General features: G+C 66.4%; 16 protein-coding genes. 3 read left to right on the top strand and 13 right to left on the bottom strand.

All coding sequences use genetic code 11. The annotated features are described in order from the left end of the window. Window positions 1-83: 83 nt before the first annotated feature. Window positions 84-950, bottom strand: a complete 867-nt coding sequence (locus tag N5C91_RS22390; RefSeq protein WP_279832058.1) for a pirin family protein — start codon at window positions 948-950, stop codon at window positions 84-86. Window positions 951-1,080: 130 nt separating this feature from the next. On the opposite strand from N5C91_RS22390, the gene N5C91_RS22385 reads away from it, so the two are divergent. From N5C91_RS22385 to N5C91_RS22375, 3 genes are all read left to right on the top strand, one after another. Further along, a complete protein-coding gene (locus tag N5C91_RS22385; RefSeq protein ID WP_236174662.1) occupies window positions 1,081-1,554 on the top strand; it encodes a DUF3859 domain-containing protein in 474 nt (157 codons plus the stop codon). Between the two features lie 305 nt (window positions 1,555-1,859). After that, on the top strand, window positions 1,860-3,821 hold the full coding sequence (locus tag N5C91_RS22380; RefSeq protein ID WP_279832055.1) for a DUF1302 domain-containing protein: 1,962 nt from the start codon (window positions 1,860-1,862) through the stop codon (window positions 3,819-3,821). 13 nt (window positions 3,822-3,834) lie between these two features. Further along, on the top strand, window positions 3,835-5,205 hold the full coding sequence (locus N5C91_RS22375) for a DUF1329 domain-containing protein (protein WP_236174664.1): 1,371 nt from the start codon (window positions 3,835-3,837) through the stop codon (window positions 5,203-5,205). A gap of 77 nt (window positions 5,206-5,282) precedes the next feature. Here N5C91_RS22375 and hypE read toward each other — a convergent pair whose 3' ends face one another. The 12 genes from hypE to hypC are packed head-to-tail and all read right to left on the bottom strand — an operon-like array spanning window position 5,283 to window position 13,669. Then, a complete protein-coding gene (hypE, locus tag N5C91_RS22370; RefSeq protein WP_279832053.1) occupies window positions 5,283-6,350 on the bottom strand; it encodes a hydrogenase expression/formation protein HypE in 1,068 nt (355 codons plus the stop codon). Then, complete coding sequence (gene hypD, locus N5C91_RS22365) at window positions 6,347-7,477, bottom strand: hydrogenase formation protein HypD (protein ID WP_279832052.1); 1,131 nt, start codon at window positions 7,475-7,477, stop codon at window positions 6,347-6,349. The genes hypE and hypD overlap by 4 nt, the downstream gene beginning before the upstream one ends. Continuing rightward, window positions 7,474-7,707, bottom strand: a complete 234-nt coding sequence (locus N5C91_RS22360) for a HypC/HybG/HupF family hydrogenase formation chaperone (RefSeq protein WP_236174667.1) — start codon at window positions 7,705-7,707, stop codon at window positions 7,474-7,476. The genes hypD and N5C91_RS22360 overlap by 4 nt, the downstream gene beginning before the upstream one ends. Continuing rightward, the gene (locus N5C91_RS22355; protein WP_279832048.1) at window positions 7,698-8,870 is read right to left on the bottom strand and encodes a carbamoyltransferase HypF; all 1,173 of its coding nucleotides are present in this window, start codon (window positions 8,868-8,870) and stop codon (window positions 7,698-7,700) included. The genes N5C91_RS22360 and N5C91_RS22355 overlap by 10 nt, the downstream gene beginning before the upstream one ends. Further along, window positions 8,863-9,855: a hydrogenase nickel incorporation protein HypB gene (hypB, locus tag N5C91_RS22350; RefSeq protein WP_279832047.1), complete on the bottom strand. Its 993-nt coding sequence runs from the start codon at window positions 9,853-9,855 to the stop codon at window positions 8,863-8,865. Before hypB ends, N5C91_RS22355 begins: the two co-directional genes overlap by 8 nt. 21 nt (window positions 9,856-9,876) lie before the next feature. Continuing rightward, entirely contained in the window at window positions 9,877-10,224 is a 348-nt protein-coding gene (locus N5C91_RS22345) for a hydrogenase maturation nickel metallochaperone HypA (RefSeq protein WP_236174670.1), read from the bottom strand. Then, window positions 10,217-11,299, bottom strand: coding sequence for a HoxV (locus N5C91_RS22340; RefSeq protein ID WP_279832046.1), 1,083 nt, complete (start codon window positions 11,297-11,299; stop codon window positions 10,217-10,219). The genes N5C91_RS22345 and N5C91_RS22340 overlap by 8 nt, the downstream gene beginning before the upstream one ends. Next, entirely contained in the window at window positions 11,296-11,772 is a 477-nt protein-coding gene (gene hybE, locus N5C91_RS22335) for a [NiFe]-hydrogenase assembly chaperone HybE (RefSeq protein WP_279832045.1), read from the bottom strand. Before hybE ends, N5C91_RS22340 begins: the two co-directional genes overlap by 4 nt. Then, complete coding sequence (locus N5C91_RS22330; RefSeq protein ID WP_279832044.1) at window positions 11,765-11,989, bottom strand: rubredoxin; 225 nt, start codon at window positions 11,987-11,989, stop codon at window positions 11,765-11,767. Before N5C91_RS22330 ends, hybE begins: the two co-directional genes overlap by 8 nt. Continuing rightward, complete coding sequence (locus N5C91_RS22325; RefSeq protein ID WP_279832042.1) at window positions 11,986-12,867, bottom strand: hydrogenase expression/formation protein; 882 nt, start codon at window positions 12,865-12,867, stop codon at window positions 11,986-11,988. The genes N5C91_RS22330 and N5C91_RS22325 overlap by 4 nt, the downstream gene beginning before the upstream one ends. Then, window positions 12,864-13,346, bottom strand: coding sequence for a hydrogenase (locus tag N5C91_RS22320; RefSeq protein ID WP_279832039.1), 483 nt, complete (start codon window positions 13,344-13,346; stop codon window positions 12,864-12,866). Before N5C91_RS22320 ends, N5C91_RS22325 begins: the two co-directional genes overlap by 4 nt. Further along, on the bottom strand, window positions 13,343-13,669 hold the full coding sequence (gene hypC / locus N5C91_RS22315) for a HypC/HybG/HupF family hydrogenase formation chaperone (RefSeq protein WP_279832038.1): 327 nt from the start codon (window positions 13,667-13,669) through the stop codon (window positions 13,343-13,345). Before hypC ends, N5C91_RS22320 begins: the two co-directional genes overlap by 4 nt.

The following is a 13,669-nucleotide window of genomic DNA, read 5'->3' as shown; positions in this document are numbered from 1 at the left end:
ACGGCAGGGCATCGCGCGAGTCCTCAAGCATTCGCCGGTGTTCGACAGCGCGGCGGCGATTTCCGATCGGTTTCTCTTTGCGACTAGCGCGGCAGCTCGATACGTTGCTGTTCGCCCGGCACCGTCGGCCAGTCATGCGCGGCCCAGCGCTCGCGGGCGCTGTCGATCAGCGCCGGGTCGCTGGCGACGAAGTTCCAGTTCATCCGCCGCGGGCCGTCAAGCGGCTCGCCGCCGATGATCACCGCATGGCAGTCGCCGCAGGCGGAGAGGGTGAAATCCACGCCTTCGGGCAGGACCACCAGCACGTGCGGCGGTAGCGGCTCGTCGTCCAGCAGCGCCTCGCCGTCGATCAGGTAGAGCGCGCGCTCGGGATGTTCGTCCGGGATTGCCAGGGTCGCACCGGCACTGAGCTGCAGGTCAGCGTAGAGGGTCTTCGAGCGCACCGGCACCGGCGACTCCAGGCAGAAGCCGGTGCCGGCGATCATGCGGATGCGCACGCCCAGGCTGTCGCTTTCCGGCAGGCTGGCGCTGGCGTGGTGGCTGTAACTGGGCTCGCAACCTTCCAGCTCGCGCGGCAACGCCAGCCAGACCTGCAGGCCGTGCAGCCGCGAGCCGCTGTGCAGCAGCTCTGCCGGGGTTCGCTCGACGTGGGCGACGCCGCGCCCGGCGGTCATCCAGCTGACATCACCGGGCAGCACGAGCTGGTCCGAGCCGAGGCTGTCCTTGTGCTGCACCTGGCCCTCGAACAGGTAGGTGAGGGTGGAAAGGCCGATGTGCGGATGCTGGCGGATGTCCATGCCATGTTCCGGCGCGAAGCTGCTTTCCAGCATGTGGTCGAAGAACACGAAGGGGCCGACGCTGCGGCGCTGGGCCGACGGCAGGGGCCGCAGGATGCGCACGCCTTCGACGTCTTCGGCGCGCGGGCGGATGGCTAGCAGGCTGTCGCTCATGATGGTGTCCAGTGGTTCGATCCACGCATGATAGACGCTTGGCGCCCGGCCGCCCCGTACGGCGTCAAGCTGTCATCAGGCTGTCACGGCGACGTCATAGGCTCGCGCGGACCCCAACAAGGAGCGCGACATGTCCATTTCCCGCCTGCCAGCAGCCCTGGCTCTCTCCCTGGTTTCCGCCTTCGCTTGCTCGGCCTTTGCCGAAGTACGCGTCAATGGCCCGGTCGAGTACGGCGTCTTCGTCAGCAATTACAAGGATTACCAGCCGGGCGAGCGCGTACTCACCCGCAGCGAGCAAGAGATCGAATCGACCACCCGCGTGCCGGCCAAGCTGGGTACCAAGTTCGGCATGCGCTACCAGCTCAGCGGCAAGCAGGAAGGCGACACCCCGCTGACCCTGTTGTATTTCACCCCCGGCGTGGTGACGCCGGATGGCCAGCGCCACGACAAGTTCGAGGTGGTGCAGAAACTGGTGGTGGGTGCGCCCAGCGATGTGATGGCTTACCAGTTCACCGAAAACCACGAGGTGGTGCAGGGGCAATGGCGCTTCATGGTGTTCCAGGGCGACCGCCTGCTGGCAGAAAAGACTTTCACCGTCGAGTAAGCCTCTCCGTATGAAAAAGCCCGGCCAAGTGCCGGGCTTTTCTTTACCCGCCGAATGACATGGATTACATCTGCGGATTGGCAGGGGGGAAACAGTTTGTTACTTTGCCTGCACGATAGTCCCAACTCCCGGCGTGCAAACAGAAGAGGAGAGGGGGCCAAGGCGCCCGCAAGCGCTCTGGCAGGAGTGTTACTGCACGGTGGCCCGGCATAGTCCGAGGCGGCCGGCAGCCGAGAAACGAATAAGAACAGCGCCGGCCGCAATGACCGGGGCGATAAATCTTGGCCAAGGAGGTAATGCTGTCTATGAACAGTCGATTGGGTGCGCGCTCGTCCATTTTCTGGGCGCCGCGGCGGGCGGGGGCGGTAATGGGACTCTTGCCGCTGCTGGTGGCGGGGTCGGCCCAGGCCCTGGAGTTCAAGCTGGCCGAGAACGAGATCACCGGCTCGCTGGACAGCACGCTGTCCTACGGCGCCATGTGGCGCGTGCAGGGCCGCGACAAGAACAACATCAGCGATATCAACGCCGACGACGGCAACCGCAACTTCGATACCGGCCTGGTCTCCCAGGTGTTCAAGCTCACTTCCGATCTCTCGGCGAAGTACCAGAACTATGGCCTGTTCATGCGTGGCACGGCGTACTACGACACGCAGATCATGGACAAGCGCAACGACTACTACAGCACCACCGACGGCGTGGAGCGCCCCAGCCAGTCATACCCGCAGGACGATCACTTCACCGACGATACCCGCCACATCGCCGGCCGCAAGGCCGAGTTGCTCGATGCCTACCTGTCCGGCAGCTGGGATGTCGCCGAGCATCCGCTGACCGGCCGTGTCGGCCGCCAGGTGCTGAACTGGGGCGAAGGCGTGTTCTACCGGGGCGGCATCAATACGATCAACCCGGTGGACGCCGCGCGCTTCCACCTCCCGGGTTCCGAACTCAAGGAAGTGCTGGTGCCGGTGGAAGCCCTGAGCTTCAACTTCGGCCTGACCGACGACCTGTCCATGGAGGCCTTCTACCAGTGGAAGTGGAAGGAGACGCGCCTGGACTCGGTCGGCACCTACTTCTCCGATACCGACCTGTTCAGCGATGGCGGCGAGACCGCCTACACCACGGAGACCGATCCGCAGATCAAACAGTTGCTGGCCGGTTATCCCACCGTCGCTTCGCTCGGTCTGCTGGGCAATGGCCCGCACGGGCCGAACGCCTTCCTCGATCCGAACACCGGCACCTTCAAGGTCGCCAACATCGGCAAGGACATCCAGGCGCGCGATGACGGCCAGTTCGGCGTGGCGTTCCGCTATATCGCCGAGGAACTCAACTCCACCGAGTTCGGCTTCTACTTCGTCAACTACCACTCGAAGGAGCCGCAGGTCGCTGTCGACCTGCGCAACTACCAGGGCGTGGACGTCGATGCATTGAACAACCTGCTCGGCCCGCTGGGCCTGGGCGAGGCGGTGCCCGGCCTGGCGACGCTGGACATGGCGAGCAATGCCGAAGCCCGCCGCGATTACGTCGAAGACATCCGCATGTACGGCTTCAGCTTCAACACGACGCTGGGCGACGCCTCGGTCTCCGGCGAGATCGCCTATCGGCCGAACATGCCGATCAGCATCTCCGCCACCGACGACCTGCTCGGCGACCTGCTGACCCAGGGCGTGCTCGGCCAGACCAACCTGTACGACGGCAGCGTCGCCGCCGGCCAGGCCTGTGCCGAAGTCGCCGGCAAGCAACTGTGCCGTGGCAGCCTGTTCGAGAACTACGAGCGCGCCGAGACCTACAACATCTCGCTGTCGACCATCTACAACTTCGGCCCGCACCTGAGCTTCGACTCGATGACCGGCGTTGCGGAACTCGCCTCCGAACACATCCGCGGCAGCAGCCTGAAGTACACCGCCTGGGATGGCAGCGAGCGCAAGTTCGTCGGTGCCCAGGACAAGGCCTATGTCGGCGGCAACGACGACGACGTACAGATCAGCCGCGACAGCTACGGCTACACCCTGCTACTCACCGGCAGCTGGAACGACGTCTACGCTGGGGTGAAGCTGTCGCCCTACGCCGTTTACCAGGAGGATTTCAGCGGCAACTCCGACCGTACCGGCAACTTCATCGAGGGACGCAAGGCCTACACCCTCGGTATCGACGCCAGCTACCTGAATACCTTCGAGGTCGGCACCCAGTACACCAACTACTACGGCGCCGGCTCCAGCAACTCCATGCGCGACCGCGACAACGTCTCGATCACCGCGAAATACTCGTTCTGATCCGGAGAGGACCATGTACAAGAAGAGTTCCCTGATCGTCCTTGCCACGCTGACGGCACTCGCTGTCACTGATGCGCGTGCTGCCGTCTCGGCCGACCAGGCCGCCCAGCTGAAAAGCAGCCTGACGCCCATGGGCGCGGAAAAGGCCGGCAATGCCGCCGGCACCATCCCCGCCTGGAGCGGCGGCCTGACGTCGGCGCCCGCCGGCTACAAGGGGCCGGGCGCGCACCATGTCGATCCGTACGCCGGCGAGAAGCCCAAGTTCGTCATCACCAAGGCCAACCTCGACCAGTACAAGGCCAACCTGACGGCGGGGCAGATCGCGCTGTTCAATGCCTACCCGGACAGCTACCAGATGCCGGTCTACGAGACCCACCGCAGCGGTTCCGCGCCGCAGTGGGTCTACGACAACATCTTCAAGAACGCCACCAGCGCCAAGCTCGTCGAAGGCGGCAACGGCTTCTCCGACGCTTACGGCGGCGTACCGTTCCCGATTCCGCAGAGCGGCGTGGAAGCAGTGTGGAACCACATCGCCCGTTACCGTGGCACCTATATCGTGCGGCGCTCGTCCCAGGCTGGTGTGCAGCGCAATGGCGCGTACTCGCTGGTGACTTCGCAGGACGAGGCGCTGTTCCGCTTCTACGATCCCAAGGGCAGCTACGACAAGCTCGGCAACACGCTGTTCTACTACATGACCTTCACCACTGCTCCGGCGCGCCTGGCCGGTAACGGCGCGCTGGTGCAGGAGACCCTCGACCAGGTCAAGGAGCCGCGCCAGGCCTGGGGCTACAACCCCGGTCAGCGCCGCGTGCGGCGCGCTCCGACGCTGGCCTACGACACCCCCATCGAAGACTCCGACGGCCTGCGCACCGCCGACGACACCGACATGTACAACGGCGCGCCGGACCGCTACGACTGGACCCTGGTAGGCAAGAAGGAAATCTACATCCCCTACAACAACTACCAGATCACCAGCCCGGAGGTTAAGTACAAGGACCTGCTCACTCCCGGCCATGTCAATCCCAAGTACACCCGCTACGAACTGCACCGTGTGTGGGTGGTGGACGGCAAGCTGAAGCCCGGCGCGCGGCACATCTACTCGCGTCGCACCCTGTACCTGGACGAGGACAGCTGGGGCGCCGCCGTGGTCGACCAGTACGACGGCCGCGGGGAGCTGTGGCGGGTGTCGCTGGCCTACTTGAAGAGCTTCTACGAGCAGCCGATGGTCTGGACTGCCCTGGACACCTTCCACGACCTTCAGGCGCACCGTTACAGCATCCAGTGGCTGGACAACGAGGAAACCGGCACCGCCGACTTCAGCCAGCCGGCGCCGGATGATTCCAACTTCAGCCCCTCGGCCCTGCGTCGCAAGGCCTCACGCTAAACCGGCAAACGACAAAGGCCCCGCAAGGGGCCTTTTGTTTTCCGGCGAGGCGCCGGTACCGAGTCGCGTCCCGACCGCTAGCAGATCCTTGGCAGTTGTTCGCCTGCCAGCCAGTCGACAATGCGGCGACCGCCGAAGCGGGTCTGCATCTGCACGAAACCGTGGCTGTCCTCGATGACGCTGCCGATGCGTGCGGCCTGCATCCCCAGGGGGTGCGCACGCATGGCCTGCAGCAGATTATCGGCGTCCTGCGCGGAGCAGATAGCCACCAGCTTGCCTTCGTTGGCGACGTACAGGGGGTCGAGCCCGAGCAGTTCGCAGGCGGCTTCCACCTGGGGTTGCACAGGAATGGCGGCTTCGTCGAGGAGCATCCCCACGCCGGACTGGCCAGCGATCTCGTTGAGCGTGGTCGCCAGCCCGCCGCGGGTTGGGTCGCGCAGTACATGCAGCCCCGGGACTGCCGCCAGCATGCAGGCCACCAGTGTGTGCAGGGCGGCACTGTCGGAGCGGATCTGCGTTTCGAATTCCAGGGACTCCCGTTGCGAAAGAATCGCCACGCCATGCTCGCCAATGCTACCGGACACCAGGATCACATCACCGGGCCGTGCGCGGTTGCCGCTGGTATCGATGTCGGCAGCCACGACGCCAACCCCCGTGGTGCTGATGAACACACCGTCGCCCTTGCCGCGTTCGACCACCTTGGTATCGCCGGTGACGATGGCGACGCCGGCCTCCTGCGCGGCGCGACCCATGGAGTCGGCAATGCGCTTGAGGTCGGCGAGGGGGAAGCCTTCTTCGAGAATGAAGCTGGCCGACAGGTACAGGGGGCGCGCGCCGCTCATGGCGACGTCGTTCACGGTGCCATGTACCGACAGGCTGCCGATATCGCCGCCAGGGAAGAACAGCGGCGAGATCACATGGGCGTCGGTAGCCATCACCAGCCTCTCGCCGGCGCCGATCACCGGCGTCAGCGTCGCGCCATCGTTGCCTTGGCGCAGCCAGGGATTGTCGAAGGCGCGCAGGAAGATTTCCTCGATCAGTTGCGCCGAGGCGCGTCCACCGGAGCCATGGGCCATTTCGATGCGGCCGTCGCGCAGATTCAGCGCGCGTACGTAGCCGCGTTTGACGGCGGAGGGGGCGTTCATACGCGGGTTACCTCGATGTCCTTGTAGCGCCCGTAGGCGTAGTGCGCGGCGCAGGCGCCTTCGTTGGAAACCATGCACGAACCGATCGGGTTCTCCGGGGTGCAGACCGTGCCGAACAGTCGGCAGTCGACGGGGCGTTTCTGCCCCCTGAGGATCGGCCCGCACTCGCAGGCCTTGTGGTCCGGCACGGACTGGTAGTGCAGGGCGAAGCGCGCTTCGGCATCGTGCCGGGCAAAGGTCGCACGGATGCGTCGAGCGCTGGCAGGCATCTCGCCCAGTCCACGCCATTCGAAGCACTCGCGCAGCTCGAAGACTTCCTCCATCAGCGCTTGCATTGGCCGACTGCCTTCGTCACTCACCGCACGGATGAATTCGTTCTGCACTTCGGCGCGGCCTTCATTGACCTGCTGCACGAGCATGAGGATGGACTGCAGTACGTCCAGCGGCTCGAACCCGGCGATCACCACCGGCTTGCAGTAGCGCCGGGCGAATTCGGCATAGGCATCCGCGCCGATGACCACGCTGACGTGTGCCGGCCCGATGAAGCCATCCAGCGCTACTGCCTGGTCGGCCGGTGCGTCGAGAATATGGGCGATGGCCGGTGGCGTGAGGACGTGGCAGCAGAGCACGCTGAAGTTGTCTACGGCACGGCGCGCCGCCTCGCGAATCACCAGGGCGGTGGGCGGGGTGGTGGTCTCGAAGCCGACGGCGAAGAACACGACTTCGCGCTCAGGGTTGGCCTCGGCGATCTTCAGCGCATCGTGGGGCGAGTAGATCATGCGGATATCCGCGCCGCGGGCCTTGGCGCGCAGCAGCGAGAGCCCATCGGAGGCTGGCACGCGCATCGTGTCGCCATAGCTGCAGAGGATCACCTGGCGCTCCATGGCCAGGCGGATGGCCAGATCGATGCGCCCGATCGGCAGCACGCAGACCGGGCAGCCAGGCCCATGGATCATGCGCACGTTGCCGGGCAGCAGGTCGCTCACGCCATAACGGGAAATGGCATGGGTATGGCCACCGCAGAATTCCATGAAGCGGTACTCACGCTCCGGTTGCGCCGTCGCTCGGATGCGTTCGGCGATCTGCCGGGCGAGTTCGCCGTCGCGGTATTCATCGATGTACTTCATGGCTCCAGCCCCTGGGACTGACCCAGCTCGTTGAACATTTCCAGGGTGCGCTGTGCTTCCTCCGGGTCGATCAGCCCGAGGGCATAGCCGACATGGACGATCACGTAGTCGTCGAGTTGCACGCCGTCGACCAGCGCCAGGGAGATTTCCTTGCGGATGCCGCCGAGGTCGACCAGCGCCTGGCCGTTATCGCGCAGTTCGACCACGCGGGCGGGAATGGCTAGACACATGGGGCAATATCCTCCAGCGGCAGCGCCGCCTGACAGATCGGGTCGGCCCACTGAGCGGCGACCCAGGCCTGCCCCAGGGCCAGGCCGGCATCGCCGCAGGAGACGGTTTGCGGGACGAACACAGGCCGGCCCTGGCGTGAAAGCAGATCGCCCAGTTGCGTGCTGAGCAGGCGATTGGCAAAGCAGCCGCCACCCAACAGCACCGGGAGCGCTGCGGGCTGCCGGGCGACCCAGTCGGCCAGGGCGGCGGCCAGGGCCAGATGGAACAGCGCGGCGCCTTCATCGGCGTGCCCCTGGTCGGCCAGCTCGAACAGGCGGGCCAGCAGCGGCAACAGGTCCAGGCGCCCGTCGTGGCGCACTTGCCAGAGGCCGTCGACGCTTGGTGCCTGATGTCGACTCAGATACTCGGTCGCGCAGCGTTCCAGGGCAATCGCCGCTTCGGCCTCGAACGTCTGGCGCAGACTCAGCCCGAGAATGCCGGCAGCGGCATCGAACCAGCGCCCGGCGCCGCTGCTGGTTGGACAGTTGAGCTGGCGCTCGAGCATCCGTGCCACGGTGGTGGTAGCGGCGGCGCCCACCAGTGGAGCCAGGCGCGGGCCGATCTCTGCGCTGCGCCCGAGCAGTTGCAGTGCCGCGGCGACCAGGCGCCATGGCTCGCGAGCGGCGATATCGCCACCGGGCAGGGGCAGCGGCAGCAGGGCTCCCAGGCGGCGCCAGGCACCGTGGTCGAGCCACAGCAACTCGCCGCCCCAGGCGTTGCCGTCAGTACCCAGGCCCACGCCATCCAGCGCCAGACCGAGGGCTGGCCCCCGCAGGCCGTGTTCGGCTTGCAGGGCGGCGATGTGCGCGTGGTGATGTTGCACGCCCAGCGCCGGGGCGCCCAGGCGCGCTGCCGTCTCGAGTGCCAGCCGGGTGCTGTGGAAGTCCGGGTGAAGGTCGTGGGCGACGGCACGCAGGGGGCCTTCGGCGTGGGCGAGCAACTGCTCCAGCGAGTTTTCCAGCGCCAGGCAGTTGTCCGGCTCACCCAGGTCACCATGCACCGGGGACCAGATGACCTGCTCACCTTGCAGCAGGCAGGCACTGTTCTTCAGCCAAGCGCCGCAGGCCAGAACCGGCGGCCAGATCGCCGCACCGGGCAGGTTCTGGATTCTCAGCTCAATCATGGCGGGCCTTGAGCTGAGCGAGCTCCGCTTCCAGGACTGCGATGCGTGCGGATCGAGCGTCGGCGCCGAGCGTTGCGGCGCCGAGCAACCAGTCCAGCCAGGCCTGCATGCCACTGCCATCACGGGCACTGAGCTGGATCACGCGCAAACCGGGGTTGACCCGGTGGGCATACTCCAGGCAACGCTGCACGTCGAAGTCCAGGTGCGGCAGCAGGTCGGTCTTGGTCAGCAGCATCAATCCCGCGGCAGCGAACATGTCAGGGTACTTCAGCGGTTTGTCTTCACCCTCGGTCACCGAAAGAATCGCCACCTTGGCCGCTTCACCCAGATCCCACAGGGCAGGGCAGACCAGGTTGCCGACGTTCTCGATGAACAGGATGCCGGCCGGGTGGCTGGGCTTGACCGGGCGCAATGTGCCAGCGCCCAGGCCACCGGCCGTGGGTGCCTGCAGCGGTGCAGCATGGGTGTGTCCATGGGCGTGCACCGCATCGTGCAGCGGCAGGCGCGCATAGGCATCGGCAACCATGCGTGCATCGAGATGGCAGCCCTTGCCAGTGTTGACCTGGATCGCCGCGACACCGGTGGCGCGGATGCGTTCGGCGTCGTTGCTGGTCTGCTGGTCACCTTCGATCACCGCCAGCGGTAGCTGCGGGTGCTGCGCGCGCAAGGCCTGGAGAGTGGCGCAGAGCAGGGTGGTCTTGCCCGAGCCGGGGCTTGATACCAGGTTCAGGGCGAGCACATTGTGGCTTTCGAAGCCCTGGCGGTTGCGCATGGCGTGGCGGTCGTTCTCGCCGAGTACATCCTGCTCGATCTGGATGGTGCGCGACTGGCTGACGCCGGGCAGCGATACCCCGGCAATGCCGCGGCCGTAATGCAGGTCGCCGCCGGCATCGGCCACCGCGTCCGTGCTGGATACCGGGTCTGCCGCGGGATGCGAGTGACTCTGATGGGAATGGCCGCTGGAGCAGCCGCAGACGACGCACATGGCGTTTCTCCTGTCGCGGGATCAGTGATCCTCGACCTGCAGGTCGAGGATGCGCAATTGGGTGCCGGCATTGGGTTGCAGCCAGAAGCCGCCGCAATCCGGGCAGGGTGCACCGCGCTGGATCAGCGGCACGTTGGCGGCGCAGTCCAGGCACCAGGCCTGGCCGTCCGGCTGTTCTATCTCGATCTGTGCGCCATCGAGCAGGCTGCCGGGAGCGATGGCTTCAAGGGCGAAGCGCAATGCCTCGACTTCGACTCCCGCCAGCTTGCCGGCTTCCAGGCGCAGGCGGCTGACGCGACGGAACGGGTCCTTGCGCGCAGCATCTTCGACGGCGGCGAGAATGCCCCCGGCCAGGCTGACTTCATGCATGGCGTGGCGCTCCGGCGATGTTGGCTGGATGATCGACTGGAGCGAGTACGGGACTCTCCAGCCGGTAGGGTAGGCAGGGATCGAACACCGCCAGTAGCAGTTCCGCCTGGCGCAGTGCCACGGCGTCGTCGGGTAGTGCCTCGAGAGCACGCGCCAGCGTTCCGTGAGGATGCAGATTCCACTCGGTGGGTGCCAGTATCCGGTAGTCACATATTTGCCAACCGGTGGCGGCGGGTTCGAGCTGCACCAGATGCATCAGCAGGCCGCGGGCAGTTTCACTCCAGGCCAGCGCCCGGTTATCACCCAGGGCCAGGGCGCCCATTTCGAGTGGCTCGACGGGTGCCTGAGTCAGTTCGACGAGGTCGGCCAGGCGTGCACCCAGACGCAGCCAGGCGCTGTCGTAGCGCTCCGGGTGGGTTTCTCGTCCGCGGGTCCAGGCGCCGGTCTCGCGAGGTTCACTGGACAGCTCGGGGCGGCGCAGGAAGTCTTCGTTGCCGAGCAGGCTGCGGCCGACCTCCAGCAGGCTGGCAGGGTCGGTCGGCAATGCGTGGACGGGTAGCACCAGTGCCTCCGCGCGCTGTCGACAGTCGTGCAGCAGCCGCGCCAGAGGGTGACGGCTGTGCAGGCTCCAGTCCAGCAGCGCCTGGCGTGGGGCGGCGCGCCAGTTGTGCAGCCAGGCCTGGGCCGAGCCGTCGAACCAGCTGTCGAGGTCTGGAGTCTGCCGCGGCGAAGGCAGCGCCATGGCGGATGGCGTACCCGCCAGCAGGCGCGGCCAGTCCAGCAGGATATGCCGCAGGTGCTCGCGGATATTTTCCTCGCGAAGGCCGAGCCGGGCCTCATCATCCGGCTCGGCGCTGCCCTGGATTGCGGCGGCCAGGGCCAGTTCGGCGGTCAGCCGGTGAGCCTGGCCACAGAGGCTGTAAATCAGTGGAAGATGACGGGCAGCGGCTTCTGCCGGCTGTCCACGCAACAGGCGCCCGGCCAGTGGCGGGCGACCGCCGAGCAGCGCTGGTTGCTGCGCCGGGCGCACGCGCAGCGAGCCGGCCAGGCGCGACAGGCCATCGTCGATATTCATTGACGGATTCCCGCCAGGCGGCCGAACAGGTTGCGGCGGCTCGGGTTGGCCGGTTGTTCGACCGAAGGCCGACGCAGCGCGGCCAATACCTGGCGAGCCATATCCCGGGCACTTTGCGGGTCGCGGAACTCGAACATGGGCGAGAACAGCGAGCAGCTCTGGTAAGCGCCGATCTGTTCGTCGAACGCGCCGATGAAGCTCAGGCGTTCGCCACCCAACTGATACTCGCAGGTGGAGCCCTCGATGGGAGCGCTGCCGGCGTCATCGGGCAGCCAGACCAGGTTCATGCTCCAGGGCGTGATGAGGATACCGAGCAATCCACTGTGCGATTCCGCTCCCAGATACTGTGGGGCGAATGCAATTACCTCGACCTCCAGTGCCGGATTGACTAACGGCAGGCCGCGCATGCGGGTGTCGGCAATCTCGCGAAAGCGTTGCGCCAGGGCCTCGGCGCGGACCAGTGGATCAGTCATCGAGCACCATGAACTGTTCGGCCTCGCCATCGCAATTGGGGCAGCGCCAGTGTGCGGGCAACTGTGCGAAGGGCGTGCCCGGCGCGATCTGCCAGACCGGATCACCCTGGGCCGGGTCGTAGACCCACCAGCAGATCTTGCATTCCAGGCGTGCATCTGCGGGCAGCCGGCTGCGGTCACCCAGGTAGCTGCCTTCGAAACCGGCGCGCTCGTTCATTGGCCGCCCTCCGCGATTTCCCCTTCGAACCACTGGATGACATCTTCGAAGCGTTCCAGTGAGTCGGCGATGTCTTCCGGCGCGGCGAGCACGACTTCGGGCAGATCGGTGACCTCGATGGTGTCGAGGATCAGCGCATCCTGGGAGTTGAAGTAGCGTACCCGCCAGCAGTTGGGCACACGGGTGTTGCTGATGCGGCAATTGCCGTAGCCGCGGGCGAGGATCAGCACGCTGCCTTCGCCCAGGCGCTCATCGAGGAAGGGCACGTCCTCGGCGGAGAGTGGCAGCAGGCTGAGGTTGATGACATGGGCGGCGCTTCCAGGGCGCCAGCTCAGGGTGCGGTCCTGCAGTTCGGTGAGAATGGCCGGGGCATTCATGACCCCCGCCGGCAGCGGCAGAGCTGGAGCGAACACCTCGGCGCAGGCGTCGTGTTTCGCGGCACGGCGTAGTAACGCGGGCGCCGCCTCGACGTCGATATGGTTGTACCCGCCACCCAGTACGCGCCAGACGCCAGCGAAGATCGACTCCTGGATGCGCACGCCATCGTTGCCGCCGATACGCGCGCTGACCTCGCCTTCGCCCAGTACCTGGTCGAGCAGTACGCAGTCAGCCTCGCTGTAAGCGCGCAGGTCGAGGCTGGGCGGCGTGTCTCCGGCATGCCGGCTGCGCAGCATGTGGAGGATTTCGCCGAGCGCCTGTCGCGCGCCGGGTGCCGCGTCCAGCACTTGCGGCTCGGGAAGTTGCGGCACCGAGTGGGTATACATGCCTTGCGGCATGCTGATGTATTCCAGGGCGGCGTCATCGTCGGGCTGCGAGCCAGGGCCGATGTCCATCACCGGGATGTACTGGAGTGGGTCGATGGGGCGGGCACCGTTCACTGGCATTCTCCCGGTGAGGGTTGTATGGGGTTGCTGCGCAGCGGGATCAGCGCATTGCTCTGCTGCAGGGCGCTTTCCGCCAGATGCAGGTAGGCGTCCCAGTCGCGTATGCCATCGATCTGGGTGACGTAGCCGCCGTCGCGCAGCCAGATGATGCTCGGCCAGCGGCGCAGGGCGAAGCGTTCGGCCAGGGCCGCTTCGTCTACCCGGCGGCCGATGCCCAGGCGCGGATGGCAGTCATGGCGCTCGGCGAGGGTCTTGCACAGTTCGGGCAGTATCACCGCCACGTCGAGGCATTCGGGATGGCGCACCGGGTCACCACAGAGCAGGAGCAGCGCTTCACCGGGCTGGGCCAGCCAGACGTCGAGCGTGTCCAGGCCAACCCAGCTGGCGGCGAATTGTTCGACCAGGCGGTTAATCAGCGGGGGCGCCTCAGGGGTGGCGGACGTTGGGGGCAGGGAGGCGCTGGACTGGTTCATGGGGACTCCTTGGGGATTGGCTGGCCGAGCAGGTTGGCCAAGTGCTCGGCGCTCATGGCCGAGGGCAGGGCGAAGGCCGCTTGGCCATCTGCCTGCTCGCCGAGCATCGCGGCGTCGAGCAGGGCGAGAGTGGCGTCGATTTCTGCCGCGCGCTCGGCCGCGAGGTGCTCGCGAGCCGCGTCGATGAACACCAGCAGCCAGTCACCGCTGGCGCACGCGTCCACCAGCGTGGTGTCGATCCAGCGCTGCTGGCCGTGGCGGTCGCGGCACAGTGCGGCGCCGGGGCGGGTGGCGAGGACATGCATGGGAAGGCCGATGCACAT

It is taken from the genome of Pseudomonas sp. GD03903, from assembly GCF_029840045.1.
GTDB classification, from domain to species: Bacteria; Pseudomonadota; Gammaproteobacteria; order Pseudomonadales; family Pseudomonadaceae; genus Pseudomonas; species Pseudomonas pseudonitroreducens.
Note: the sequence above shows the minus strand (reverse complement) of the source record. Positions and strands in the feature narration are given on the sequence as shown.

What these genes read in the sequence shown, in the direction of transcription:
- N5C91_RS22355 (WP_279832048.1), bottom strand. Translation starts at nt 8,870, where the DNA reads ATGATTGAGCTGAGAATCCAGAACCTGCCCGGTGCGGCGATCTGGCCG.
- N5C91_RS22375 (WP_236174664.1), top strand. Translation starts at nt 3,835, where the DNA reads ATGTACAAGAAGAGTTCCCTGATCGTCCTTGCCACGCTGACGGCACTC.
- hypD (WP_279832052.1), bottom strand. Translation starts at nt 7,477, where the DNA reads ATGAAGTACATCGATGAATACCGCGACGGCGAACTCGCCCGGCAGATC.
- N5C91_RS22320 (WP_279832039.1), bottom strand. Translation starts at nt 13,346, where the DNA reads ATGAACCAGTCCAGCGCCTCCCTGCCCCCAACGTCCGCCACCCCTGAG.
- N5C91_RS22385 (WP_236174662.1), top strand. Translation starts at nt 1,081, where the DNA reads ATGTCCATTTCCCGCCTGCCAGCAGCCCTGGCTCTCTCCCTGGTTTCC.
- N5C91_RS22330 (WP_279832044.1), bottom strand. Translation starts at nt 11,989, where the DNA reads ATGAACGAGCGCGCCGGTTTCGAAGGCAGCTACCTGGGTGACCGCAGC.
- N5C91_RS22390 (WP_279832058.1), bottom strand. Translation starts at nt 950, where the DNA reads ATGAGCGACAGCCTGCTAGCCATCCGCCCGCGCGCCGAAGACGTCGAA.
- N5C91_RS22345 (WP_236174670.1), bottom strand. Translation starts at nt 10,224, where the DNA reads ATGCATGAAGTCAGCCTGGCCGGGGGCATTCTCGCCGCCGTCGAAGAT.
- hypB (WP_279832047.1), bottom strand. Translation starts at nt 9,855, where the DNA reads ATGTGCGTCGTCTGCGGCTGCTCCAGCGGCCATTCCCATCAGAGTCAC.
- hybE (WP_279832045.1), bottom strand. Translation starts at nt 11,772, where the DNA reads ATGACTGATCCACTGGTCCGCGCCGAGGCCCTGGCGCAACGCTTTCGC.
- N5C91_RS22340 (WP_279832046.1), bottom strand. Translation starts at nt 11,299, where the DNA reads ATGAATATCGACGATGGCCTGTCGCGCCTGGCCGGCTCGCTGCGCGTG.
- N5C91_RS22380 (WP_279832055.1), top strand. Translation starts at nt 1,860, where the DNA reads ATGAACAGTCGATTGGGTGCGCGCTCGTCCATTTTCTGGGCGCCGCGG.
- N5C91_RS22360 (WP_236174667.1), bottom strand. Translation starts at nt 7,707, where the DNA reads ATGTGTCTAGCCATTCCCGCCCGCGTGGTCGAACTGCGCGATAACGGC.
- hypC (WP_279832038.1), bottom strand. Translation starts at nt 13,669, where the DNA reads ATGTGCATCGGCCTTCCCATGCATGTCCTCGCCACCCGCCCCGGCGCC.
- hypE (WP_279832053.1), bottom strand. Translation starts at nt 6,350, where the DNA reads ATGAACGCCCCCTCCGCCGTCAAACGCGGCTACGTACGCGCGCTGAAT.